Genomic DNA, 25353 nt, shown 5'->3' on the forward strand with positions numbered 1-25353 from the left:
ACCTATTTGAGTACGTAAATCGCCTGATAAAAGGGTAAGGTTTTTCTAAAACGATATTCTTCCAGAGGTTGAAACCCTTCCGCTTTTAAGATGGAAGCAGGATCCCGGTTGAGATTACAACCTTGCGCGAAACGATTCCAAAGCGGATTGAGGAAATTTTGTAAAAGTCGTCCTGCTTTTGAAGTCGCTTGAACGTGTTCTAAAATTAGAATTTTCCCGCCTCGTTTCAATCGAGACTTCGCAAATCGAATCGCGTAGACCGGATCGGGGACGGTGCAGAGAACCAGTGTGAAAACAACGGCGTCCATACTTTTCGGCGGAACCAAGGATTCCAATTCAGGATCTCCCAAACCAAGAGCCTCCATTCTAATTTTTGAATGTGATTTCTCAAAGGAAGGTTGATTTTGTAGAGACAAGATTCTTTCCTTTGCCTTTTCCATCATGGACGCGGAGGGTTCGATCGCGATGACTTCTACCTTGGAAGAATAGATCGGAAAGTTGATACCCGTCCCACTTCCGATTTCCAGGATTTTCCCATGTAGGGGTTGAATCAGATGTTTTCGTTTTCGAAAAAGAACCGTCTTTTCGATTCGATCCATAAAACGATCGTAAAATCGTGCGAACAATTTTGCGTAAAACGATTCTTTTTTGGGAGCGGGTTTACTCAACGTTTCGAGTTCTTTCGATTCTTTTTTCGCGATTCCCACGGAAGGTTTCATTTTCTTTTTCGAAATTTTCGCTTTCGTTTTCATGAGAATGGATGTTTCCGAGAAAAGAAAGGGAAGCAACCGAAAAACAAAACAGCCCTCGGTTTCAAAAACGGATTCATGAAAAAAATTGAATCACCAATTCTCAAAGGATCGTATTCGAAATCGATACGTTTCTTTGCTCTGAAAAATTGGAAGAAGCCTGTGATTTAGAACTAGAAACGAATTAGGTGGGATGAAAACTGGTGAGAAAAGAAATTATAAACTTCAGTTCAGTTTTTTCTCTTTTTCGAAAAACTTTTTATGGATGAGTTCCTGAATTTCGTTTTTATGATCGTCTGCGATGTTTACAAAGATGCTGTTCGCTTTTTTTCCGGAAGAGCGAATGATCTCCGCTTCAAGAGTCATATCCTTACCGTTGATTTTCGCATGAAGATGAATTCGGTCTCCTTCGAACATCGTCATTCTTGAGTCGAGCGCAACACCGCCGGTTCCTATATCAAGAATGGTAACAGGATGTCTTTCCGATTTTCCTTTGATCGTCATTTCCGCGTCTAAAGTGATTTTAACGCGGGCATTTTTTCTTTTTTGAATCGCAGGATCCCTGTATTCAAAAGAATCGTCGAATAAGGACTTAGTGCCGGTCATATAATTTCAATTATCCTATTACCGAAAAATCCGTCAAAGTCAAATTAAGAATCGTAGGCTCCGGTGATTCACAAGGTTGGCCGTCCTGGTAAGTGACAGTCAACAATTTCTCCGTTAATACGACTTCCGTTTTTGAAACCGTATGAGCGTCTCTTCTATGCATACAAGAGGAAAGCGCTCCTTTTTCAGGAATATGCGAAGTCAGAAAATTTTTTGATAGAAGTAAAAATTCTTCAGCGTCGGGAAGGTTTCGAGGAAGGAAGTGTTCTTTGAAAACTGCTTCTCTGGAAACCTGAGCTTTTGGTCCTTGTGTAAAAGAGCTTCCCATCACTTGGAACGTTTCTTGGTCGGTCTTTACTACCAAGTCCTTTCCGTCCCAGACAAAGACGTCCGTTTTTTCGAGAGTGATTCGAACTAATTTGAACGGATAAAAGTTTACGAGTTCCTCTTCTTTCAACTGGTCCGGATTCACTTCGTTTAATAAACAAGAACGAACGAGCAAACCTCTGCTCGTGGGGTTTCTCAAAAGTTTGAGAGTCGCTTCGTAAAAATTCAAAAGACAGAAAATTTCCTGAGAGGAGTTCACGCCTATCCAAGTTCCGCCGTAGTCTCCGTCCAAAGGTGAAATCGCATAAACGGGACCGTTCCCGATTTTTTGAGGAAGAGTGGAAGGTTTTCGTTTTACGGATTCGTCTCGATTAAAACCCAAACCTAGGATTTTTTTTTCCTTATTCCTATAAATGATCGCAGTGCACATAACGTTATTAAGGTGAAAGATAAAAATCGATTCTTTGATTTTTATCTGCTTCGTATTTCCCGGAGCCCGGAATCAGTGGAAGAGTTTCACCGTATCCTCGAAACCGGATTCTTCCGAACGGTGCGGACTTGGAAAAGAAGTATTCAAAGGCCGTTTTTGCCCGTTCCTCCGTGGTAACCTGATTGACCTCTTCGTCTCCTTGGTGCGAAGAATGCGACTGTACTTCGATTTTGTAGCCGGGGAATTCGTTTAACAAAGTGCGGATTTGTCCGGGAAGAGTCCACCATCTCGCTTCCACCTGGGATTCCGGAATCGAGATCCTCAGAGATTTGTCCTCTTCCAGAACAAGAATCCCGGTTTTAAATTCGGCGCCGTTCCCGCTCGATTCTCTTCCCAAAATATCCGTATATTTCCATTCGAAATAGAAGTTACTCAGTGAACCTACTCTGACGCCGTTTTCATCCAAGCCTTCCCAAGGAATTTCTTCGGAAGGTGGACCGTTTCCGGACCAAGTTTTGATTTTTCTTTTCAAGTCCGTATAAGGTGGTATTTCGTATAATGTGGTTTCCCAGGACTGAAGAGGAACGCCTTGAACGGAAAGTGAAATTTTTAGAAAATCGTTTTTCCCGTCGTTATCGGGTGTGAATTCTTTCGGAGATACGGAAATTGAAAGTTCGAAAGAATCTTTTGTCACCTGGAAAAAAGAGGGAATGGATTGATAACGTTCATAGCGACTGTGAATTGTTAGGCGATAATGATAAATCCCGGCCGAAATCAAATCCCCGGATTGATTTCTCAAATCCCATCTCCACTCCGAAGAAGGTTCTCCCGTGTCTCGGACGCGATAGACGCTCTTTTCTTCGTTTCCGTTTTTCTGAAAAATCTCAATCTCATACGAATCCGATTTGATTTTTGGGGAAATGTAGGAATGGAATCGGACCGAATTCTTAACACTTCCCGGAAGATGAGAATACAATTTGGAATCGGAATACAAATCGACGCCGCCCGTCTCGTTTCGAATCGTTAAGTCGTTTAACAAAGTTACGGTTTCATTCCTTCCCTTATCGTATCCGATCAAACGATAGGAATAAATTCCGCTAGGAAGTTGTTTGTTGGAAAAGTCGGTTCCATCCCAACTCAGATTTGAAGGAACGTCTTTGAATTTCCATGTATAAGACTTTACTGCCTTTCCTTCCGAATCCGAAAATTCTCCGGTGAAGTTGTCCCCGATTTCTCCCGAAACTTTTTGGGAGATGTTGATCCTAGATGCGGACCGATCTCCACCGAGAAAAAGAACTCTAGTCTTTGCATTCAACTCGGAAGTCGGCGGGTGAGAATCAAGAAGAACCGATTTCTCCTCGGATAAAAGGTTCTCTTTATTTTCGGTGACCAATCTTAGTCTATATTTGTATTCTCCATCGGGTAATAAAAAACCTTTCGAGTCTTCTCCGCTCCAAGGAATCGATTCCGGAATCGTAATTTCCAGAGGAGAAAGTTTATTCTCGTCTTGCAAAAATGGAAAAAGGGAAAATCCTTTTTTTCTTCTGTGATCGGCGCGAAAGGTTTTTACGACATCGTCACCTGCGTTTTTGACGATCAATTCCCAGTCGAACAGACGAGGAAGTGCGGACTTTGAGATTTTAAATTCTACCGTATCGTTTCTGCCGTCCCAATTGGGTGAGAAGGAATCCGAACTCGTTTTGATAAACGTATCGGCGCTTAGAGATCCTGAAAAAAATAACAACAATGACGCAATGGAAAGAGTTCGGTTCCGCATGCAGTACACTCTAAATTGGTACGTTTTTTTTCCTATGTTTTTTTTATGAATGGAGTTCAACGTTCGATCAAGATTCTTTCGAAGGGGGATAATTTCTTTTTCGAGTGCTTCCTAAATGAAAGGAATTTTTGTCCGGCGAATCCACGTATTGTCTGAGAGCGTAATAAACCGAAGTGAATGCGAGTTCTTCCCAAGGAATTTCGCTCGTGGCAAAGAGTTTCACTTCTTCGGATTCGGAGCTTTCGGAGAATTTGCCGTCCACGAGATCCGCCAAAAAGAACATATAGATTTGGCTGATATGGGGAATACTATAAACACATTGAAGTCCGAGAATATGGATCTGCGCGTTCGCCTCCTCGTTTGTTTCTCGGATCGCACCTTCTTCTACGGTTTCCCGATTCTCCAAAAAGCCGGCAGGAAGGGTCCAATATCCTTTTCTAGGTTCGATGGCGCGTTTGCAGAGTAGAATCTTGTTTTCCCAAATAGGAATACTTCCCACTACCACCTTCGGATTTTGGTAGTGGATCGTACCACAGTTGTCGCAGATATGCCGAGGCCGATTGTCCCCCTCCGGAATTTTGTGCGAAACGGGGGACCCGCAAGAACTACAGTATTTCATACTTTTCTAATGCGATTCCAGGTGAGAGTTGCTTCCACCAGAAGCCAAACCGTAAGAACGATTAACGTTCCGCCGACTCCCGCGAGCAGAATATTCGGAGAAGGTCCGAGTAAAAAATCGAAAAAGTTTCGGATCATCGCCCAAAGAGTTACCGTTAATACGAAAAGCATAGGAAGAAAAGCCACTTTGATTCTTTTCTTCGATTTAAGAAGGAAAACGGTTACAACTAAAAGTGCGAGTCCCGCCAAAAGTTGGTTCGTGGTTCCGAAAAGTTTCCACAAGGCAAGCCCCGCCGGTTTTTTCTTTCCGTCTTGTTCTATCTCCATGAATGCGAAAAATCCGATCGCCGCACAAGCGATGAGACTGGAAACATATCGGTTCCCGACTAACTTTTGAATCCAAGGAACTCGAGTCGACTCGGCGATTTCTTCGATATTATATCGGAGAAGTCTTGTTGCGGAATCCAAGGATGTCAGTGCAAAGCTGATCACGATGAGAGCGATGAACCCTTGTCCGAACGCCTCCGGAATTCCGATCTGAGCTAAGAATCTTCCGGTTCCGTAAATGTATGCGCCGACCTGCGGGGCTAATCCCTGAATCCCGGACCAAGAACGATAGAAGCCGGACCACTCCGTTGCGGAACTGAAGCCGATCGTGCAGGCGATTACCGCGGAAAGACCTAACAGCGATTCGCCGATCATTCCTCCGTAACCGATCGCTCTTGCGTCCACTTCTCTATCCAATTGTTTCGCCGTCGTTCCCGAGCTGACTAACGCGTGAAAACCGGAGACGGCTCCGCAGGCGATCGTGATAAAGACAAAGGGAATCAAATCCAATCCGATCGAATCTGTACGAATCGCTTCCGCGTTGAATGAAGGAAAGTTCTGTAATAGGGCGCCGGCAAAAAATCCGACATAGATCAGAATGATTCCCAAATACAAAAGGAAGGAGTTGATATAATCCCGGCTTTGTAAAAGAAGCCAGATTGGAGTCACCGACGCTAAGAAAGCATAGAATAAAAGAATGTATTTCCAACTTCCCGTGGAAGGAGACGTATCTACCGAGGCGAGTCCGGTCGCTTGCAGAACGGATTCTTGCATTCCCAAAACCATAGAAGCAAGAGTCGCGAGTACGCTGATGATCGTAAGAGGAGTCAGGCTCATTCCTTTTTTGTAATGGAGATATCCTACGATGATCGCAAGAATCATGATCGCGGCGGAAGGAATGACCGCCTCCGGGAAATGACTTCTGAGTCGAATGGAGGGTTTTTCTTCGGTTCGAATTTCTCCGGGATGATCGTGTGCTTCTTTCGTCGGATTCTTCGTCTCTACGCTCGCGTTAGACGGAACCTTTCCGACTTCCGTCGCGAGCGCCGTTTTGGACGTGGGAATCGCTTTCGGGTCCGCGGAAAACATTTCCGCAAGAACGAGAACGAAAACGCCCATGGCAAGGGCGACTAAAAAGAAAATGATCGCGTGAAACAAGCTTCTCGCTCGGTGACCGAGAAGGTCTTCCGCAACCTGGCCGATACTCTTTCCTTGATTCCGAACCGAAACGACCAAGGCTCCGAAATCATGCACACAACCCACAAAAATACTTCCGAATACGACCCAAATCATAGCCGGAAGCCATCCCCAAATGACCGCGACCGCTGGTCCAAGAATAGGCGCCAATCCTGCGATGGAAGCATAGTGATGACCGAATAAAACGATCGGTTTTGTGGGAAGGTAGTCGACCCCATCGTTGAACTTATGGGCGGGGGTATCTGTCGTATTGTCTTTCAATTCGAAGATCGATCGAGAGATATAACCCGAATAAAATTTATATCCGAGGAAATAGACGAGGAAACAACCGAGTACCGCGATGAGTGGAAGCATATTAGGATGGATGGGGTTCAGAAAGGATCCGAGCAAACCTTTTTTCAACGCTCAGGAAGAATTCCGTTTCGGATTCTTAGAGAAGAATCTGAAAAAGAATTGATGAATGGATTTACTAGGGTTGAAAATCTGGAAGTAGAAGGGAATGCAAACTCGAAGTTTTGAACAGATACGTTCCTCTTTGGAGGACATCATTTTCGACATCCAATCCGGATGTACGAACTGCGAGTGGTATATCCCGGTTGAGAAAATTATCTCGGCGCTGAACATTCGCAAAGAGGATTATTATAGAATTTTTTACGACCTTCGAAACGAAGTTCATTTTTCCTCCCGAGCGGCGGCAGGATTTAACGAGACACAAGCGGATTCTCTGATTCAACTCCTATCTAAAATTCTAAAGATCGAAGGAATCGGGGATGAATTTGCAAAAAGTGGAATATACTTCGACGACAATCATCTCGCAGAACTCCAGATCAATCTAAAGGAGAATATTCAGAATCGACTGGAAAGACACGAACTGGATAAAGAATTGCTTTTGCTTTTGTCTTCCGCGACGATCGATTTCGACGACGCGTTCGATTCTTACTTCGATGATAAGTTCAATTTCGAAAGAATCGTCGTAAACGGAATCTCCGATTTTATGGAATCGAAATCGATTCAAAACGATTACGGCGCCGATGTCTTTTTAAAAAATCATATCTTTTCCATTCTCAATACGAAGTTGTTTCATCTTCGGGAAATCACGAGAGAATACAGGGATCGAGCTTATTACGAGTTGTTCGGATCCTTCCGCAAAAAGCCGAAAAAGAAAAAGCCTGTCTCCGTGTTTCAGGAAATGGATCCCGAAACACAAAGGCATCTCGATGTTCTCGGTTTCGACGCGCCATGTACTTTGGAAGAGTTGAAAAAAAGATTCAAAGAGTTGATCAAAAAATACCATCCCGACATCAACAAAGACGGATTGGAAATGACACAACGAATCATTGCTTCCTATAACTTCTTGATCATGAGGATGAGTTAGTTGTTCTTTTGGATTTCGCGCGGGGTTCCAGAACCTTATATCCCTCCCGCGAGACCGGAGATCGTTCATCCTTTGCACTCGGTCCCTCCTTCACCTTCGTCCCAAAAAATCGACACCGAAGTTAATACCACAAGAGAGAATCCTTCCAAAAGTTCTTTTGAGGGAGCAAGTTCGGAGTATAAAGCCAATTCTTCTTTGTCTCAGATTCGATCCAAACAGGGAGAATTTTTGTCGTCCTTAACTGCGCGGGATTTGATGAGCTCCCCCGTGGTGAGCTTTGAAGAAACGGATCCGATCGAAAGAGCGGAGGAGATTTTTTTTCAAAAACGCTTCCGTCACGTTCCGGTGATCAAAGACGAGGCCACGTTGTGCGGAATTTTATCCGATCGGGATTGGATGAGATGGAAGTTGACAAAAGGAAACGAAGTCGGATTAGCAAAAACAATAGTCGACATTATGAAAGCGAAAGTGCTTTCCGTTCAGATGTATGCGGGAATAGGCGAAATTTCGAAAGTCTTATTTGAAGAAAGAATCGGATGTCTTCCCGTCGTGAACGAGGACGCGCAGGTGATCGGAATGATCACACGAAGCGACGTTCTTCGCGCCATTCTCAAAGTCAATGAGAGGGAATTTCTCGCTTGAGTCGGAAAGGAATTCTATTAACTTAGTGTGAAAATCAAAAGAGGAAACCATTGAATTCATCGATCTTCATTCGATCCGCGCAACCCGGGGACGTAGACGCAATCGTTCCTTTGATCTATTCTTCCGGTCCCGCCGCCTGGGATTACGTATTTACGCAAGGATCCAAGACACCGTTTGATTTTCTCAGCACTTCGTTTATCAAAAGCGGAAATACGATTTCCTATAAAAATCACTATGTAGCCGAGTTAAACGGTGAAGTTGTGGGTGCGATCATGAGCTATCGACAACCGTCGTTCCTTTTGCTAAACGGTGGAACCGCTCTGAGAATCGTTTCTGTCTACGGTTTCTCCGCTCCAAAGGTGATGGCTCGAGGTCTTATTACGGAAGGAATGATCCGTCCTCCGAAATCGGGAAGATTGCATCTTGGACATATAGCGGTTTCCGAAAAACACAGAGGTAAGGGCATTGGGAAGGAACTGATCCGTTTTATGTCGAAGGAGTTTCCTCAATTTCAAATCTTGTCCTTGGACGTTTCGCAAAAAAATGAAGTCGCGATCCGGCTCTACAAGGGACTCGGATTTCAAACGATGGAAGCGAGAAGTTTTAGAGGGCCTACCGGAAAAGTTCCGGATCATTTTTATATGGAAGTAGAAAAAAGTATATTAAAGTAATCGAATGGAAAATTTAAAAACACCCCACCAGAGTTCAGTGGAAACTCGACATATCGTAATGCCCGATCAAGCCAATCACTATGGCACATTATTCGGTGGAACACTAATGTATTGGATCGATATGATCGCAGTGATGGTAGCTCAGAGACACTGCGGAAAAGAAGCGGTAACCGCAAGCGTGGATCGCCTTAATTTTATCGCTCCGATCGAAGTCGGAGATCACGTGATATTAAAAGCGAGCGTGAATTATACGGGAAGAACTTCGATGGAAGTAGGAGTTCAGGTCTCTAAGGAAAATCCTTATACAGGAACGGTCGTACGTGCGACCACGGCGTATCTCACCTTTGTGGCGTTAGACGAATCGAAAAAACCTTGCCCCGTCCCTCAGATCAAACCGGAAACGGAAGACGAGACAAGAAGATTTAAGAATGCGGTGTTAAGACAGGAATCCAATCGGGAGCTCGTAAAAAAGATTCGAGATTCGAAATGAAAATTCTTTTTTCTCAGAGCGAAACGATCTTAAATCCGTGGATCGTGTGTTACTGGGGCTGGGAGTCCGATTCGATTTCGGGACCTCCGACCGAGTTTCCGAAAATATTTCCGTCCGTAGAAAATGAACTTCACATATCGTATGGAGATCCGATTCGGATCGGAACCATGAACGACGGAAAGGAAGAATGGAATTCTTCCCAGGGTCATATCATCGGAAATCATCTCTCTCCTTTTCGTATCTCTCCGGAGGGAAACGTCGGTTTTTTTAATATAAGACTGTTTCCCGGCGCTTTTTCGGAATTATTTAGAATTCCAGGAAAAGAAGTGAGAAGTCATGTCGGTGATTTGCGGATTTCGAATACCAATGAATATTCCGATTTTATAAAACGAATCCGAGACGCGGGCTCTTTCGAAGAGCGAGTTTCGATTTCCGATAAATACTTTAGAAAATTATTAAGTACTAAAAAACAAACGGAACCCGTCGTCGTTGAAGCGGTAAAAAAAATCAGGATGAGTAAGGGAAAAATACCGATCTCAAAGTTGATTCTGGACCTCGGCGCGAACAAAAAAACATTGGAGCGAAAGTTTCAGGAAAGAATCGGATACAATCCGAAAGAGTTTGCACGAGTCGTACGATTTCAAAACGCCGCTTGGATGAGGCCTGGAAAACAAAGTCTCAGCGACTTGGCGCTGGACGCAGGTTATTACGATCAATCTCATTTTACCAAGGAATTTGCCTCTTTGTCCGGTTATTCTCCTCTGGTTTGGTACGGACTGAGAGATCGAATCTTGTCCCTTTTTTACAATACAAGACCCTATTCTTTTTAGTATAATTCAATCAGTTTAAGAATGGATTAAAACACGATTCCGTTTTTATACGGGGACGAAATGAATCAAAATAGAATGGAAGAAAATCCAAATCAAACATTTACGGTTTCCTTTTGGAAGCGATTTCTCTTTTTCAGAGCGATCCAAAAAGCGGACGCTTCGAGGTTACGAGGTCTTTTGTTGGGCGGTTTGAATTCCAATGCGGTTTTGTATTACGGAATGCGTCCGCTTTCGCTTGCGGTAAAATATCGGAATCTGAGAATCATTGAAATACTTTTGGAATTCTTAACGGATCCGAATCTGCCGGACGAAACCACGGGTTTGACTCCGTTGATTCATTCCATTCTGGAAGATTCTTCTTTGGAAACGATCTCGTCGTTGATCTTTTTCGGAGCCGATCTCGATCAGAAGGATGGGAACGGGATGAGTCCTTTGCATCATTGTGTGAACGAGGGAAAACTTCTACCGTTTCAACTTCTTTTGGAAAAGGGAGCCGATCCGAACGTTCAGGATTTCGACGGAGTGACTTGTATGAATTTGGCGAAGTCTTCGCATGGAATGTCCGAGTTTGCGGAACTTCTTCTCAAACACGGGGCAGATCCGATGATCAAGGATAAACACGGAAAAATCTATCTGATGTAAAATACATCAATCGCCGAATTCAATTGACAACGAAGATAGGATCAAAAGCCTGAAAGGAGAATGAAACCTCCTTCTACTCAATCCTGTCAACACTACCCGGAGTGTGCCGGTTGTGATCGATTGCATATCGGTTATGAAAAACAACTCCAACTCAAACAGGAAGAGATCGAAAAACAGTTCGGAGGTTTTAAGGGATTGGATATCAGAACGATCGTAAGGAGTCCGAAGGATCAGATGTATCGCCACAAGGTACAACTTCCTTTTGGACATCGGAAGATCGGAAAAAAGACGGTTCTCACTCTTGGCCTACACAACAAAGAGAATACGTTCATCATCGATCAAAAAGAATGTAGAATTCAGGACGCGGATCTCACCACGGTTGCGTCTGCGATAAGACATTGGGCGAGGACGGAAAATCTTAGTCCGTATTTTGAAAAGAATGGGAACGGTCTTTTAAGACATATCGTTTTGAGAAAGGCACACGCGTCGCAGGAGATTCTCGTTGGAGTCGTTACGAATGCGAGTGAAATTCCGGGAAGAAAGAATATAACAAACAGCTTACATTCGTATATTAAACAATTCTTAAGCCAAGAAAAATCAAAAGCGGAAGTGGTCGGAATCCTGCAGAACGTAAATCAGAGAAATACCAAAGTGGTACTCGGAGAAAAGGAGACTACCTGGTTTGGAAGGCATTTTATCAAAGAAAAAATCGGAGATTTGAATTTCCAAATCGGCCTTTCCACGTTTTTCCAAGTGAATCCGTTTCAGATCGAAAATCTATACAATCTTGTCTTGGACGACCTTCCTTCCGATTCGGTCGTCGTCGACGCCTATTGTGGAATCGGCACGATCACTCTCTATGCCGCTTCCAAATCGAAAAAGGTGATCGGCTTGGAGGAAAATCCGAATTCCATCCGTTCCGCGATCGGGGCCGCAAAAGCGAATCAAGTGGAGAACGCGATCTTTATGAAAGGTAAAGTTCTTCAGACGTTACAATCTTCATTAAACGAAAAACCGGACGTCGTAATCGTGGATCCGCCGAGGGAAGGATTGGATCCGGAGACAAAAAAGATATTATTGAATTCTAAAGTAGGAAAAATTCTATATGTTTCCTGTAATCCGGAAACCTTACGGAGAGACGCGTTGGAACTGACCAAATCTTTCCGTTATGATAAATTGACTCCGGTGGATTTATTTCCTCACACGAGTCATCTGGAAAGTGTCGCGGTTTTTACGAGATAATTTGAATTCACGTAATTTGAAGTGTTTTTGATTTCGAAAGAAACACGATGAGAAAGAGACTATGATACGTTTTCTCTCGAAGAGTATTCAGCCCAAAAAAAATAAGAATCCTATTTCAATGTCCTGCATTTTATCGTTTTATTCGAAAGGAACCTCTGCTGTTCCCAATCGTGTTTTCGCCGGTGAAGTTTTTGAGAACGTTTTCGTTTTATTCTTTCCACATTTTAAAATTTGAATCAGTAAACTTAACGGAATTTTCGACGGATTTCCGAAAACATCTTTTTTCTAAAGGACTTAAAACGGCTTTCGGGTTCATCCGAAGTAAAATCAAGATTCAAAATTTTCGGTGCGAGAAGGTATGCGTCTTCAATCGGTCGACGTAGAATAAAAAAAGTCAATCCTATCTTCAACTTCGTAATTATAATTCGTTAAGAAATATTCGATAAAGCCGTTTGACCATAAATTTCCATTCTAAATATGACAATTGTGATGGGGAATCTTTACGATAACTCACAAATGAGCTATGGATAGTTTTGAAGGATTGTGTGAAAGTTTAAACCCAAGGAGTTTATAAAGAATGAAACTTTCACATCTATTTCTTTTGCTAAGAATTTATCGAGCGGTCTTACGCTGTTTTCTTTTTCTAAGTCTGAACGTTCTTTTTACGGTTTGTGACAAAGGACCGAACGTTAACGACGGAACAACTTTCGCCGCACTTTCTGTTTGTTCCGGTCCTGATTGTAAACATAAAGATTCAGGATCGATTGTTGATTCGATTTTATCTACGTTTGGAATTCTGACCGGTAAAGAAAATTCCCAGTTTGGGATTTTAGACGCCGATCCTTTAGCCTGCAATCAGCGTGAGACTTCTTTGAACTGGGAACGACCTCTTCTATATACTTTTTTAGGAAGCGGATTCGGAGACGGCGACTTTTTCAATCAGGGTGTAACCGCGTTATGCGTCGCTGACGTTCCTGATTCTGGAAGCACCGAATATATCATAACAAGTCAGGAATTCCCCGCATCGGGTGCGGAACCCAATCTGCTGGTTCAAAGAGTAAATCAGTTCGGGCATTTGGTGCAAACGAAACTGATTTCTGGCGCCGGCACACAAACCGCCGTCGCGATTGAACGTGATATAACGGGAGACGGGGGTTTTATCATTGCAGGTACTTCGAACGCAGATATTCCTACGATCGATGGTCTGACTCCCATTCTGCGTTACTCCGGTGGAGTGGACGGATTCGTTCTCAAACTCAAACGAGATTTTCAGGTGGAATGGTACACCTTTTTAGGAGGAGCCGGAAACGAAAATCTGCGCGGACTTTCGCAGACATATTGGAACAGCTATATCCTTGTCGGAGACGGGGATTCAGATGCGACGCTTGGAGAAGTCAGGCCTATCCAAGTTCATTCTTCGCCAGTCAATGGTACGAATACGGACGGATGGGTGATTCAGCTGGATTCGAACGGTAAGGTGAAGTGGCATACTTATCTGGGCGGTCCTTATCGGGACACTTTTTATACGGTCTCGAAAGAATTGCTGAATACGAACCAACGGTTTATCGTCGCAGGTATTGCGGGTGGAGAAATTACGAGTATAGGCGATATTTTTACGCAGGTGAAACATTCTCCGGGAGTCAACGACGACGCTTTTTTTGCTCAGTTGGATTGGAGTGGAAACCTGATCTGGTTTTCCCAGTTCGGCGGCTCAGGCCAGGAAAGAATTTTCGCAAGCGCTACAGGAAGCAGTAGCCAGGTGATCGGACCGGATCAAACCTATTTGGTGGGAGAGTTGGCGCAAGGTTCCCTTCCTTTTGGCAATTCTTCGCTTCCGGGTAGCGGTTTGGCGTGTAGCGATACAACTGGTTCGGAAGCTTTGTTGATGAGCGTCAGCAATATAAATGGAGAACCCATGTGGTACACCTGCGTCGGCACTCCCAGGAAATTGGATCGCGCCACTTCCGTAGTCAGCAATCGATATGGAACCTCTTTTATGGTTGCGGCTCTGATGCAAGAGAACATACCCGAATTGGTAAAGAACCAGTGGACCACTTTACTCCCGGCGGTTCAGCATTCGAACGTAAATACGAATACGAACGGAAAGTTTTATTGCGATACATTCCTTGGAAACTTCAATCTTAATGGAAGAGTGGAAATGTACACGTTTTTTGGAAGTCCTTACGGTTGTGACTGGCCGATTGGAAACGACGCAATTGCGGATCATTTCGGAGGAGTTGCTTACGGAGGAGTCGGCGCCGGCGAATTGTTTTCTTACGGTCCTAACGGAACCGCCCCCGTTCAACAATACGCATCCTATCGTCGGAATTTACTCGTCAACTTCGATAGTAAGGTATTAAAACCCTGCACCAAGGAACCGATCAATCCGGAATGTGTATCCATCTACTAAGGTAAAAATCTTAGGCTTTACGAAATCGGATTCGCGACGGTCCGTGTTCGAATCCGGGAAAAGAAACGATATCGATTCTCGAATGAAATAGAGGATTGAAGGAAACAAAAAGTGATTGGAGAAGTGAAGAAAACTCGAGCCGAATTCCGGCTCGAGAGACCGAGAATTAAAGTTCGGGAAAAGGAGAATCTAAGATAACCTTATCCTCTTTCAAGGAACATTTAGACTGAAGAACGATCGTGAGAGGAGCTCCGATCAAATATCCGCTCAATCCCTTGATTTCCGCGATACAATCGTCTACTTCCGATTTAATGTAAACTCCGTCCGATTTGATACCTGCTAATTGGTCCGATAAAATCGAAAGGATCGAAACCGTCGGGCGACCGCTAAGAATTGTAGAGTTGATGAGATCCGTGACGATCGCCGCGTCCCTGATTTCGCCTGAGGCTTCCGATCCTTTGATTCTTCCGGGAGCAATACCGAGCGTATCAAATAAAATACAGTTATAAACTTGGGAGAGAAAAAGCAAAATGAGAATTCTATTGAATAGGGTTTTCAACGTTGACCTCTGAAACTATGTTTAAGGAATCCTGCCTCCGATCCGTCTCAGGTCAATCAGAAATAAATTTCTCATTCAAAAATGAGGTCGATTCTATAATTACAAAACAAACGCACTATGGAGACGTTTGTAATCTTCTAAAACGAAAGAAGCTCGGATTCTATTCAAAAAAAGATTTAAGAATCTTTGCATATACTGACTTCGACTTAGGAAAGAATTTGTTTATTGCTTGCATCGAATCTCAAGTAAGACGGATTCTGTTCGCATTCTCGAAAGTATTTAGAATGGTTTCCGAAAGTTCTTCTTGTTTTGTAAAAAAGCAAATTTGATATTCCGTTTCCTCTTGAAATCGTTTCAGATAAGAAAGCGCGGATTGAAGTCTTTTCGGATCGAGATGTACGAAAGGTTCGTCTAACAAGAGAAGTCCCTTTTGGGGAACCGTCTTCCGTGCCAAAAACAATTTAAAAATTAAGTAGAACGTCGCCAAGGTTCCACCGGAAAGGTGTTCGATAGAACGAAGTGTTCCCGCCGCATCTTCCATTTTGATCAATTCTTTTTTATCAAGCGCTTCGAAGGAAACTCCTCTTTTTGGAAGGAGAAAATGAAGATCCTTCCCGATTTCGGATGCGATCGAAACAAATTGAAAGGACTGATCTTTGGAAATGTCCTCTACGATTTCCTGCGCGATTTTTGCGGATTTGCGTTTGGATTCTAAACTCGAAAATTCTTTTTCTTTTTCGGCAAGGAGTTGAAGAGTAGAAATCAAATCCTTTTCTTTTTCCGGAAGAGAATCTTGGATTCTCGTGTCCTCGACTTTGATTTCCGTCTTGAGTTTGTTCAATCTTTCTTCCAGAGATCGAAGTTCCGTTTCCAATTCTTTCTTCTGTGCGTTTTTGGAAAGTCTTTCCGATTCCGAAAATCCTTGTGTCGGAATTTCGTCGAGCAGGGAAATTTCCGCCTTCCATTGGATTTCCAATTCTTCCGGATTTTTTCCTCCATTTGCGGATTGAAGTTTTTGAGAAGATTCTTTGAAAATTTTGGACTGGGATTGAAACTCGGCAATTTGTTTGTGATAGTCTTGAATGGACGCGACTCTTCTTTCTCCGAGCCAAGAATTTCGCTTTGTCTGAAGTTCGGAGAGTTTTTCCCTTTCCAATTTACTTTTGGAAAGAATTGAATCCAAGGCTTCGACCAAACCCCGGATTTCTTTCTCCAAGGTTTCCATCTGTTCGGATTTAGATTCAAAATTTAGAATCTGTTTTGCTAAGAATTGTCTGAGAAAGTCAATCCTATCAAGCGGAGAAATGGGATTTTCTGGAAACGTTAGATTCCATTCGCTTAATCTTTTGGAAACCGCATCCTTTTCCTTTGCCGGGCTGTAACGAATCTCCAGGGATTCTTTTTTTTGAGTAAAAAGATAAAGACCGATTCCGATTGCACCTGCCGAAACCAAGGAGCCGATCAAAAGTCCGAACGGAGAAACGTTGGCGACCAGTAAAGAAACCAAAATTCCCATCAAACCTAAGCCTGCGATACTGCCTCCGATGAGTTTCTGATTGGAGTTGGAAAGTTCGGTTCGAACCTCTTCGGTAAAACCTTCTTCTCTGAGAGTTTTGTCTAACTTTTCGATCAATTCTTCCGCTTTCGATTTCATCTTTTGCAAAAGGGAAATTTGATTTTTGAGGGAATCGGATTCTTTCTTTTTGAGATCGATCGCTTTTTGTTTGTCTTGTAGTAAGGTTTCCGAAGAAGTTAGAGAAGACTGGACTTTATCGATTTCTTTCTGAAGATTTTCATAAACGGAAGATTCGTCTTTGGAATAGAGAACGTTTTTTTTGAGAGTTTCTTCCAGAGATTTTAACCTTTGGATCTTAGAAAGAGAATCTAAAAGTTGAATCTTCTTTTGGATCTTGGAATCCAAAAAGAATTCCTTTTCCAGTTGCGTAAGTTTCTCTTGGATCTCATTGACTCTTTCTTGATCTTTGAGATGTTTTTCTTCCATTTCCACATTGTTTTTGTTTCGGGAATGAAGAGATTCGATTTTCGAAGTGAGTTGAATTCTTTTGTCTTTGAGATCCGCGATTTCTTTTTTGAGGGTTTCAAAAGTTTTATATTCTCCGCTAATCGATTTTGGAGAATGAATTTTGCCGAGCGACTTTGAAATTCCCTCCAAGTTCACTCCGTTGTTGAGAAGTTTACTCCGTAAAAATTCCGGTTTGATGATTTTATCGTTGTGAAACGCAAATTCCAATTCTCCTTCCCGAAGCGAAATACAATGCACATATTGAGGAGCCGCGTCCTTGGAAAGTTCGGGAATTTCGCCGATGAGACGATACCCTTCTAAACTTTTTTCTCCGTAGCGGGAAAGAATGCTTTTTTTCGGTTCCTGGCTCGCGGTAAGAAATTTGCTTCCGATTCCGAGACGAAGCGCATCGAAAATTGTCGTTTTGCCCGATTCATTCTCACCTTGAAAGATCGTAACGGAGGGACTGAGGTCGAAGTCGGATTGAATGAACTTACCGAATTTGAGAAGTTGTAATTTGGAGATCATCTTTCGCTTTTGCCCGCCATTTCTTCGATTTGTTCCAAACCCAATACCAAAATTTCGTTCCAATCGGGAGCATCCGCTCCGGTCCAACTTTGCCGACGTTCCATTAGATTTTCATAAAATAGTTTTGCGACGGGGTTGTCGATGAGCGCCGAAGAGGTTTTGAGATCGGAAGTTTTGATTTCGATCTTTCTACAACGCGCCGTTTCTATAAAACGATTTAAGGTTTCCGAGACGACATGTTCGTCTTCGACGATTCCGGAGACGCGGATACGAACCGTGTCTTCTTGTGAAAAACGGGAAGCCGTTTTTTCGAGTTCAGGAATTTCACCGGAAAGAGTGACGGAAAGAGAAAAGTCCTTAAATTCTCCGGCGGAAACGATCGCCCTTTCTTTTAAAACCGGAGTTCCGTTTTTACCAAGGGAAACGATGTTTACTGTGCGAACTCCGGATTCTCCCAAGGAAACGATCCGAGGTGAACCCGGATACGCTTTGATCAGAGAGCCGGAAACTTCCGAACGTTTGGAATGAATATGACCTAACGCGAGATAGTCGAACTTGGCTTCGAGAAACGGCCCGGAATCCAGAATGGAATCCGCCTCTTCCGGAGAAGGTCCGAGATATTCCACCATTTTGGTTTCGGTTCCGTGAAGGAGCGCGATTCGATACTGAACCTTCTTTTCTTTAAATTGAATATTCGAATAATCTAAATTTCTGTTAAACGGAAATCCGAAAAATTCCGCGGAGACACCGTCCGATTCTTCCAACCAGAGTTTCACGTTTTCGCCTTTCTGAGGATAGAGCATCGGCGAAAGATCGGCGGAAATCGGGTAGGTCCCTTCGGCGAGACCGAGTTCCTCGTGATTGCCGGGAATATAGAAAATTCTTCCGGAAAAGGAGTTGAGGATCGATTTGACTTCTTCTTTGAGCGCTCCGATATCGTTGTTTCGATCGAAGAGATCCCCGCAAAAAAGGATATGAGTGCATTGTTCCTCGGAAGCGATCGAGACGATCTCTTTGAGGACGGAAAGGGAATAGTCCTTTTCTTTTTGGCTGAGATGTAGATCGGCGCTGTGTAAAAATCGAATCATGGGCTACGTCCTAATTTCTAAGAATAGGGTTTTCCCCGGACAAAAATTCAAGGGAATCCGATTCTTTTTGAATTTTTTTTTCGAAACGTTTGCGAGCTTCCCGCCCTGGGAGTTGTAACCTCAATCGAATCTTGGGAATGGATTTGGAATGAGGGACGATCCCAAACGGAGTTTTTGTCGTAGTTCCTACAAGGTTTCGGGACGGGAAATTTACTTGCGAAAAGTAGAATTTTCTGATAGGGAAGAATTCCCGGAGTTTTTCCCGCCTCCGAAACTCAATGATTCGCTCCCTATGAGTCGCTCATCAACCCCTCCACCCAAGATCTGGGCGGGGCCGCCAAAGTTTCACAGAAGAGCCTGTAGGTCCTCCTACAAGAGTTCGAGAGATCCCGTTCGATTTCAGTTATGGGTTTGTGGAAGGGCCGTGCGCCGCAGATCGTTCAGCCGGGGCTTAACCTTGATCCAAAAAAGTGATGAGATGTTGTTCCACGTATTGAATGACTTTTTGGATTCGATCGGATGCGTTCCATTTTTCGGAGATCATCCGAGGAGCGCCCCAGAGAAAGATCGCTTCGATAAAAATTTTACGGGGATCCGGAAAGAAGGATTCGATCTTGATTTCGATTCCGTGGTCTTCCGGATCCTGAGGATTGAGAGGAGGAAGAACAAAACGAAGTCCTCCTCCCAAAATCGGTCTTCCGAGTTGTTGTAAACTGTCCCTGCTTTGTTTGAGACGTTTTTCCCAGATCTCGCCAAACGCGTGTTCTGTGGAAGAGTCGGTGAGGAGACGAACGGTAAGATCGCTCTTTACTACATTCTTCCCTTGAATTTGCCAAACCTTGTCAAAGGCTTCGATCACTCTTTCAAAATCCTCTTCGATGGATTCCAAAGAGCCGTCCGGGTTTTCGGAGATGATTAAGAGTTGTGTAATATTCGGTCCCGCGTTGATCACTTGGATCGTAAGAACCGACTGAGAAAGTTGTCTCGTAAGGACGTTTTGATTCGGTCCGTAGTTGGTTCCCGTGATTTCGATTCCCAATTCTTCTAATTTGGATTGGAACTGAAGAATTTCCGATTTGGATCTGACTACGATCGGTAAGAATAAGTCGCTGAGTCCGACGTGAATGATGCTTCTATTTCGATTCATGGTTTGCGGTCTTTGAGATCCTTTCTAACAAGAGGATCTTTTTTGAATAGAAAAGAAATTCTTTCGATGGTTGATTAGCGATATTTGACTAAAAACAAATCCTGCGTTCCTTTGATAGAAATTCCGTTGATTGTTCCGTTTGCGGAACCCGTTCCATAGAGCCCACCTTCCGGATCGGTAACGATTCCGTTCCCCATAAGAGTCGCGCCGGCGGTTCCGATTTGACGGAGCCACTGTTGCTGACCTTGTCCGTTGTGTTTCGTAAAAAATAAATCGTTGTTCCCGATGGACGCTCCGGAACCGGTCGCTAAGTTTCCGTTTGAATATCCAGTTGAAAAAAGGTTACCGGCGAGATCGGTGGCTAAAGACGCTACCGTGGTGGTCGCAGTTCCGTTGTTGACGCCGAATTGCTGAACCCAATGTTGCGTTCCACTTTGGTCGAATTTAAAGAGGGTTCCCGCATACGTCGTTCCCGGATTTCCGGAACCGAAGTCCGCATTACTTCCGGCTCCCACAAAAATATTTCCGGATCGATCCAGAGTTATAGGCCCGGTAAGGACTTCCAGGGTTGCTTGACCAAGGTGAGTGAAGAACTGTCTGTTTCCACTCGAGTCGTATCTAAAAACGAAAAGATCGTTTCCGCCGATTCCGGGAACGGTGAGCGTAGAATAATTAGCGCCTCCAAAACCGGCGACGAAAGCCGAGCCGGAAGTAGAATCGCAGGCAAGTCCGCTTGCAGTGGTATTCGCACCCGTAACTGAAAGTTGTGTCGCCCAGGATTGATTTCCGGAAGAATCAAAACGAACCACAAACATGGTCCCTCCGACCGCGACCGGGCCACCGAAAGGTCCGTTCGTATCTCCTGCGACGTAGGAATTTCCGAGACTATCCACGCAGATGTCCGTAGGATTTAGAAAAAAACTTCCACCGGTAGGACCGACTTGTTTGCTCCAAATCGGAGTTCCGTCCAAAGAAACCTTGATTACAAAAAGATCCTGACCGCTCAACATCGGACCGGCGAAGGACGCATTCGTGTATCCAGCGATATAAGAGTTTCCTAATAGATCCGTCGCAATTCCCACGACCGTAAGGAGGGCGCCCGGTGCGCCCAGTTGACGAGCCCAAGCGCGACCACTTTCAGGATTGTATTTTGCCACGATAATATCCTGGGTTCCAATCACCGTTCCGTTAAAGAGGGCCCCGTCCGTTTCACCCGCGACGACCGTGTTTAGAAATGGATCGAGGGCGATGTCTTTCCCACGACTAGATGCCGCGACTTTTCCTTCGACTATCATCCATTCTAAGGTCCCTGTGTTTTCGCGAAAGATAATGGGATGGATTCCCGCAAGGAATTGGCTCACCCAATACTCGGTTGTTCTCGGATTTCCTGAGTTGAATTCCTTTGCGGGATTACAAGAGTGAAGGAAGAGCCAAAAAATCGAAATTAGAAGGAAGGGTTTCATTTTATACCTAAGAAAAATCTAAAATAGCAATCTGATTCTTTTGAACTAATCTATCAAAGATGATGCGTTCTTTCAAGGGAAAAGATTCGTAAAACTTAGAGAATGAATTATAATTTGAAAAGAAATTAACCTTCGATAGGGGATTCCAACCTATATCCAAACAGACTCATAAACTGATCGGAAAGAGGTCGACTTTTGGAGGAGGGCTTGGTATCCGTACTCATTATCCTAAAAAGAGTTTTCCATAGATGAACTTAGAGACAGAAATCAGACAAGAAACGAATCTTTGCGATAAATCCGGGAATCTGAATTTAAACGCGGTCGGTTGGTCCAAGAAGCCTTTGCATCGCTGTAATCTCAGCGGACATTATCTTCGAAAAAAGAAATGGAATTATTGGTGTATCTATGACGAGAATTTCTTAGCGTCATTTACGATCTCGGACGTGGATTATGCCGGTGTTATTTTCGTCTATTGGTTGAATCGTAAAACGGGAGATTTCGAGGAAGGGACAATTCTTACGCCTTTTGGATCGGGAGTGAGTTTGGGACAACTCTTAGGGAGCAACGCGACTTACATCGGAAATAACGCTAGATTGCAATTCTTTCGGGAAGAAGAAGGATATCGCCTTTCGATCAATTTTTCACCAAGAAATAAGATTCCGGTACAGGCAGAACTATTGGTTCCCGTTCCGGAGAATTGGGAGACGCTCAACGTAGTTGTTCCTTGGTCCAAGAGAAGATTTCAGTTTACGGAAAAATTATTCGGAGTCGGAGCGAGCGGAACCGTCCGATACGGCGCGATGGAACACAAGTTCGAACCGGAGACTTCTTTTGCTTGTTTGGATTACGGAAGAGGAGTTTGGCCTTATTCTACCAAATGGAACTGGGCGTCCATGGTTGCGGTTAACGCGGGAGAAAGAATCGGGATCAATCTCGGAGCCGGATGGACGGACGAAACCGGAACCACGGAAAACGCGATCTTAGTCAACGGAAGAATTTATAAGATTCCGTCTAACGCTGTTTTTACGATCGATAAAGAGAATTGGATGAAACCGTGGCATTTGTATACGAAAGATTCTCAGGCGATCGATTTACAATTCATTCCTGAATTTCACAGAAAGGCGACGACGAACACCGGGATTTTTGCATCTTCCGTACATCAGATGATCGGGAAGTTCGAAGGAGTCATACGATTGGGAAAAAACGAATACAAGATCACGAACGGTCAAGGTTGGGCCGAAGATCATATCGCAAGATGGTAGAATCGACCCCGACTTATATCTACAATATCGCCTCTAAGAAGGATTACGAAGAAGCGATCAGGACCGGCGCTTATATCACGGATTCCCTTTCGAAAGAAGGATTTATTCATAGCTCTAAGAAGAATCAGGTGGAAGACACGGCGAACCGAATTTTTGCCGGAAGAAAGGATTTGGTTCTTCTCGTTGTGAACACGAAAAAATTAAGATCGGAATTAAAATACGAAAAGAGTGATTCTCCTAAGTTTCCGAAAGAAGAGGGGAAGAATATTTTTCCTCATATCTACGGCCCATTGAACACGGACGCAGTGGAAAATGTTTATGAGATCACACCGGACAAAGAAGGAAGATTTCAATTTCCATTCTTAGGATAAGAATCTATTTTTGAGGTCGTCACGAAGAACGAAAACGGAAGAAGATGAAGAAAGAATCCGAGAAAACGAGATGCGCTTGGGCGAGTAAGGATCCGCTTTATAGAAGTTATCACGACGAGGAATGGGGAAAACCGATTCACGATGATCGAAAACTTTTCGAATTCCTTATCTTAGAAGGAGCTCAGGCCGGCTTGTCTTGGATCACGATTCTAAAAAAGAGAGAGGATTACAGAAAAGCTTTCGACGGATTCGATCCCGAAAAAATCGCAAGATACGGAGAAAAGAAAATTCAATCCCTTCTCAAAAACGAAGGAATCGTCCGGAATGAATTGAAAATTCGTGCAACGGTAAAAAACGCAAAAGAATTTTTGAATATTCAAAAAGAATACGACTCTTTCGATAAATACATCTGGGGCTTTGTGGATCAAAGGCCGATTTACAACTCTTGGAAAACGAACCGAGAAGTGCCAAGCGAAACCTCTGAATCGAAAGCGATGAGCAAGGACTTAAAAAAAAGAGGTTTCAAATTCGTGGGCTCTACGATTTGCTACGCGTTTATGCAAGCGACCGGAATGGTAATGGATCATACCACGGATTGTTTTTGTTTTGTAAAAAAGAAACTTTAAAATACCGAGTATTCGAATTTCGTGACGCCTCTATTGATTTTTCTTTTTGTTTCGATTCTGATCTTTTTTGTTTCAAAATTCTTTCTAAAAAACTTACGAAAAAGGCGAGAGGCAGAATATTCAGAATTTTTAAAGGAATTCGAAGGTAAAAAAAAAAAGACTTTTTGCTCTTAGTCGTAGTTACGACAAGCTCTTTTCGTGAAATTCGCGCGCCCCACCCTGATCTTGGGTGGAGGGGTTGATGAGCGACTCATAGGGAGCGAATCATTGAGTTTCGGTGGCGGGAAAACCACGGCGAATTCTCCCATAACAGAAAAACTCGCTTTCCTCAATCAAAATTCTTCCTCAATAGTTTTGTCGTACCTCCGACAAGATAACACCAAGTTTTACTTTACAAAAAAGTTCGAATCGACATTTCGCATTTCGCGTCCGAAAAATATTCTTACGGAAAATTCTTTCTTACAGCTTCCTTGGAAACGTTTCCGTCCCAATCGGTTTGAATCAAGAGTGCATCAACGTATTGGGCCGGTTTTTTCTTTGTGTAAGAAAGGATGACGTAACCTTTCTCGTTTTTTAGAATTTTGCTCGCCATGTAAACCCTTTGAGAATGTTTCTTCTCCCAGATTTTTTTTCCGGAAGAATCAAACTTCACAAGAATCATCGGTCCTTCTCCGTCGGAAAGGATTCCTAAGAATCCGTGGTCGGGGGATTCGATGATCGGATCCAAAAAGTTTTGCCCACCTAATCTGTGTTTTACGTCCCAAATGGTCTCTCCGTTGGGAGTAAGTTTTAGAAGCCAAGCGGATTTGTTCCCTCCTCCGGAAATTCCTCCGGATAAAAGGAGATTGCCGTCGGTAAGTCTTACTAGGGAAATGCCAAAGTCTTCCACTCCTTGAATTCCGAATTTTTTCTTCCAGAGAGGGTTTCCGTCGTCATCGTATCTCTGTACGATGACATCCCTTTGTGATTCTTTTCCGGATACGTTATCGGTGCTTACAACAAAAACGAATCCTCCGTCCGGTAAGGCGGCGAATGCATCGGGAGCGAAGCTTAGATCGGGAATATATTTCGAATTCTTAATAGATCCATCCTTATCGAAAAGTGTGTATAAAAAGCTCGTTCTGATTTTAGTCGAGGTAACCGTTGTATTTCCTTCTTTTTCAATCGTTTCTATCTTATGTGAAACCGATACGAGTCCTCTGAATTTTCCGTTCGAAAGTTCCTGCAAGTGAAAGATTTGCGGATCTTCCGATCCGCAGAAGCCGTCGCAAAACGCACTCGCATTGATAAAACGGTCCACTATGAGTTCTCCTTGCGCATCGTGTTTTGAAAAAGAGAGTTTTCGATTGAACGTAGAACTTCCGATCGTTCCTGCCGCGACAAAATTGCCGTCTTGAGTTACGATCAAATGTTCTCCTCTATAACTTTCATGATTATGAACCGCGATTGAATAGCCGTCCATATCGACGGGTTTGCTCGGAAAAAGATACTTCCACCAGATCGGGTTCCCATTCGGGTCTAATTTCGCAACCCAGGCCGCGCTGTATTTCCGTTGTTCAATCTTAGAATTTAGATCTTGTTTTGCGCAATCATTGGCCGAACCTACAACGAGAAAGCTACCGTCTGCAAAAGAAGCAAGTCCGGAAGGAAGTTCTTCCGGACACTCATTCGGTTTGAGTCCGCTAAATTGTTCTCCCCCGAAGATCGTCTGCCAAAGGGAAGTATTTTGAGCGAAACTTGATGTACCAAGTAGAAGTAAGAGTAAGAATAAAAACGATCGATTCATAGTAAGTGGGAGATCCTTGTGGAAAAAGAACTTTTAGAATGAATATAGAATTGTAAAGAATTTATTTTGAATGGACGTTTAGCTATTATAGATAAAAACGTGAATCGAAGAACTGATTCGGCATCGATTTCAAAATCATATTTTGATATTTATAATTTCACACTCCT

23 protein-coding genes are annotated in these 25353 nt (G+C 43.5%); 11 read left to right on the top strand and 12 right to left on the bottom strand.

The features are described 5' to 3' along the window. Nucleotides 1–2: 2 nt before the first annotated feature. The 6 genes from DLM75_RS05255 to DLM75_RS05280 all read right to left on the bottom strand — a co-directional run bounded on the left by DLM75_RS05255 (nt 3) and on the right by DLM75_RS05280 (nt 6385). A complete protein-coding gene (locus tag DLM75_RS05255; protein ID WP_158586442.1) occupies nt 3–719 on the bottom strand; it encodes a class I SAM-dependent methyltransferase in 717 nt (238 codons plus the stop codon). 255 nt (nt 720–974) lie between these two features. Next, entirely contained in the window at nt 975–1355 is a 381-nt protein-coding gene (locus tag DLM75_RS05260) for a PilZ domain-containing protein (protein ID WP_118967418.1), read from the bottom strand. A gap of 10 nt (nt 1356–1365) precedes the next feature. Further along, nucleotides 1366–2112, bottom strand: coding sequence for an NRDE family protein (locus DLM75_RS05265; RefSeq protein WP_118967419.1), 747 nt, complete (start codon nt 2110–2112; stop codon nt 1366–1368). Nucleotides 2113–2119: 7 nt separating this feature from the next. Beyond that, entirely contained in the window at nt 2120–3889 is a 1770-nt protein-coding gene (gene lsa66 / locus DLM75_RS05270) for a fibronectin-binding adhesin Lsa66 (protein ID WP_118967420.1), read from the bottom strand. 67 nt (nt 3890–3956) lie between these two features. After that, nucleotides 3957–4508, bottom strand: coding sequence for an NUDIX hydrolase (locus DLM75_RS05275; RefSeq protein WP_118967421.1), 552 nt, complete (start codon nt 4506–4508; stop codon nt 3957–3959). Further along, nucleotides 4505–6385, bottom strand: coding sequence for a carbon starvation CstA family protein (locus tag DLM75_RS05280; RefSeq protein WP_118967422.1), 1881 nt, complete (start codon nt 6383–6385; stop codon nt 4505–4507). Before DLM75_RS05280 ends, DLM75_RS05275 begins: the two co-directional genes overlap by 4 nt. Nucleotides 6386–6530: 145 nt before the next feature. On the opposite strand from DLM75_RS05280, the gene DLM75_RS05285 reads away from it, so the two are divergent. The 8 genes from DLM75_RS05285 (at nt 6531) to DLM75_RS05320 (ending at nt 14333) form a co-directional block, all read left to right on the top strand. Continuing rightward, nucleotides 6531–7406 carry a J domain-containing protein gene (locus DLM75_RS05285; protein WP_118967423.1) on the top strand — a complete coding sequence of 292 codons (876 nt, stop codon included), beginning with the start codon at nt 6531–6533 and terminating at the stop codon, nt 7404–7406. Next, nucleotides 7407–8048 (top strand): CBS domain-containing protein, encoded by a 642-nt coding sequence (locus tag DLM75_RS05290; RefSeq protein WP_118967424.1) that lies wholly within the window; start codon nt 7407–7409, stop codon nt 8046–8048. It abuts the gene before it with no gap. A gap of 50 nt (nt 8049–8098) precedes the next feature. Beyond that, the gene (locus DLM75_RS05295) at nt 8099–8719 is read left to right on the top strand and encodes a GNAT family N-acetyltransferase (RefSeq protein ID WP_118967425.1); all 621 of its coding nucleotides are present in this window, start codon (nt 8099–8101) and stop codon (nt 8717–8719) included. Between the two features lie 4 nt (nt 8720–8723). Further along, a complete protein-coding gene (locus DLM75_RS05300; protein ID WP_118967426.1) occupies nt 8724–9209 on the top strand; it encodes an acyl-CoA thioesterase in 486 nt (161 codons plus the stop codon). After that, entirely contained in the window at nt 9206–10039 is an 834-nt protein-coding gene (locus DLM75_RS05305) for a helix-turn-helix domain-containing protein (RefSeq protein ID WP_118967427.1), read from the top strand. The genes DLM75_RS05300 and DLM75_RS05305 overlap by 4 nt, the downstream gene beginning before the upstream one ends. A 60-nt stretch (nt 10040–10099) precedes the next feature. Then, entirely contained in the window at nt 10100–10681 is a 582-nt protein-coding gene (locus tag DLM75_RS05310; RefSeq protein WP_118967428.1) for an ankyrin repeat domain-containing protein, read from the top strand. 60 nt (nt 10682–10741) lie between these two features. Beyond that, nucleotides 10742–11923 (top strand): 23S rRNA (uracil(1939)-C(5))-methyltransferase RlmD, encoded by a 1182-nt coding sequence (gene rlmD, locus DLM75_RS05315; protein WP_118967429.1) that lies wholly within the window; start codon nt 10742–10744, stop codon nt 11921–11923. Nucleotides 11924–12500: 577 nt separating this feature from the next. After that, nucleotides 12501–14333, top strand: a complete 1833-nt coding sequence (locus DLM75_RS05320) for a hypothetical protein (protein WP_118967430.1) — start codon at nt 12501–12503, stop codon at nt 14331–14333. A gap of 166 nt (nt 14334–14499) precedes the next feature. Here DLM75_RS05320 and DLM75_RS05325 read toward each other — a convergent pair whose 3' ends face one another. The 5 genes from DLM75_RS05325 to DLM75_RS05345 all read right to left on the bottom strand — a co-directional run bounded on the left by DLM75_RS05325 (nt 14500) and on the right by DLM75_RS05345 (nt 21141). After that, nucleotides 14500–14892 carry a TIGR04452 family lipoprotein gene (locus tag DLM75_RS05325; protein ID WP_118967431.1) on the bottom strand — a complete coding sequence of 131 codons (393 nt, stop codon included), beginning with the start codon at nt 14890–14892 and terminating at the stop codon, nt 14500–14502. A gap of 241 nt (nt 14893–15133) precedes the next feature. After that, the gene (locus tag DLM75_RS05330) at nt 15134–17443 is read right to left on the bottom strand and encodes an ATP-binding protein (RefSeq protein WP_118967432.1); all 2310 of its coding nucleotides are present in this window, start codon (nt 17441–17443) and stop codon (nt 15134–15136) included. Then, nucleotides 17440–18531 carry a metallophosphoesterase family protein gene (locus DLM75_RS05335; RefSeq protein WP_118967433.1) on the bottom strand — a complete coding sequence of 364 codons (1092 nt, stop codon included), beginning with the start codon at nt 18529–18531 and terminating at the stop codon, nt 17440–17442. Before DLM75_RS05335 ends, DLM75_RS05330 begins: the two co-directional genes overlap by 4 nt. Before the next feature lie 451 nt (nt 18532–18982). Beyond that, entirely contained in the window at nt 18983–19678 is a 696-nt protein-coding gene (locus DLM75_RS05340; RefSeq protein WP_118967434.1) for a hypothetical protein, read from the bottom strand. A gap of 74 nt (nt 19679–19752) precedes the next feature. Continuing rightward, complete coding sequence (locus DLM75_RS05345; protein ID WP_118967435.1) at nt 19753–21141, bottom strand: SBBP repeat beta-propeller lipoprotein, LipL53 family; 1389 nt, start codon at nt 21139–21141, stop codon at nt 19753–19755. A gap of 248 nt (nt 21142–21389) precedes the next feature. Between DLM75_RS05345 and DLM75_RS05350 the strand changes: the two genes are divergently transcribed. Genes DLM75_RS05350 through DLM75_RS05360 form a run of 3 tightly spaced genes read left to right on the top strand, consistent with a single transcriptional unit; the run spans nt 21390 to nt 23400 of the window. After that, nucleotides 21390–22403: a DUF2804 domain-containing protein gene (locus DLM75_RS05350; RefSeq protein WP_118967436.1), complete on the top strand. Its 1014-nt coding sequence runs from the start codon at nt 21390–21392 to the stop codon at nt 22401–22403. Next, complete coding sequence (locus tag DLM75_RS05355; RefSeq protein WP_118967437.1) at nt 22397–22774, top strand: DUF952 domain-containing protein; 378 nt, start codon at nt 22397–22399, stop codon at nt 22772–22774. The genes DLM75_RS05350 and DLM75_RS05355 overlap by 7 nt, the downstream gene beginning before the upstream one ends. Before the next feature lie 44 nt (nt 22775–22818). Beyond that, the gene (locus tag DLM75_RS05360) at nt 22819–23400 is read left to right on the top strand and encodes a DNA-3-methyladenine glycosylase I (protein WP_118967438.1); all 582 of its coding nucleotides are present in this window, start codon (nt 22819–22821) and stop codon (nt 23398–23400) included. A 442-nt stretch (nt 23401–23842) separates the two neighbouring features. Here the strand turns inward: DLM75_RS05360 and DLM75_RS05365 are convergent, their stop codons facing one another. Further along, on the bottom strand, nt 23843–25186 hold the full coding sequence (locus DLM75_RS05365; protein WP_118967439.1) for a hypothetical protein: 1344 nt from the start codon (nt 25184–25186) through the stop codon (nt 23843–23845). Between the last annotated feature and the right edge of the window lie 167 nt (nt 25187–25353).

Origin of the sequence: Leptospira stimsonii (genome assembly GCF_003545885.1) — a bacterium.
GTDB lineage: Bacteria > Spirochaetota > Leptospiria > Leptospirales > Leptospiraceae > Leptospira > Leptospira stimsonii.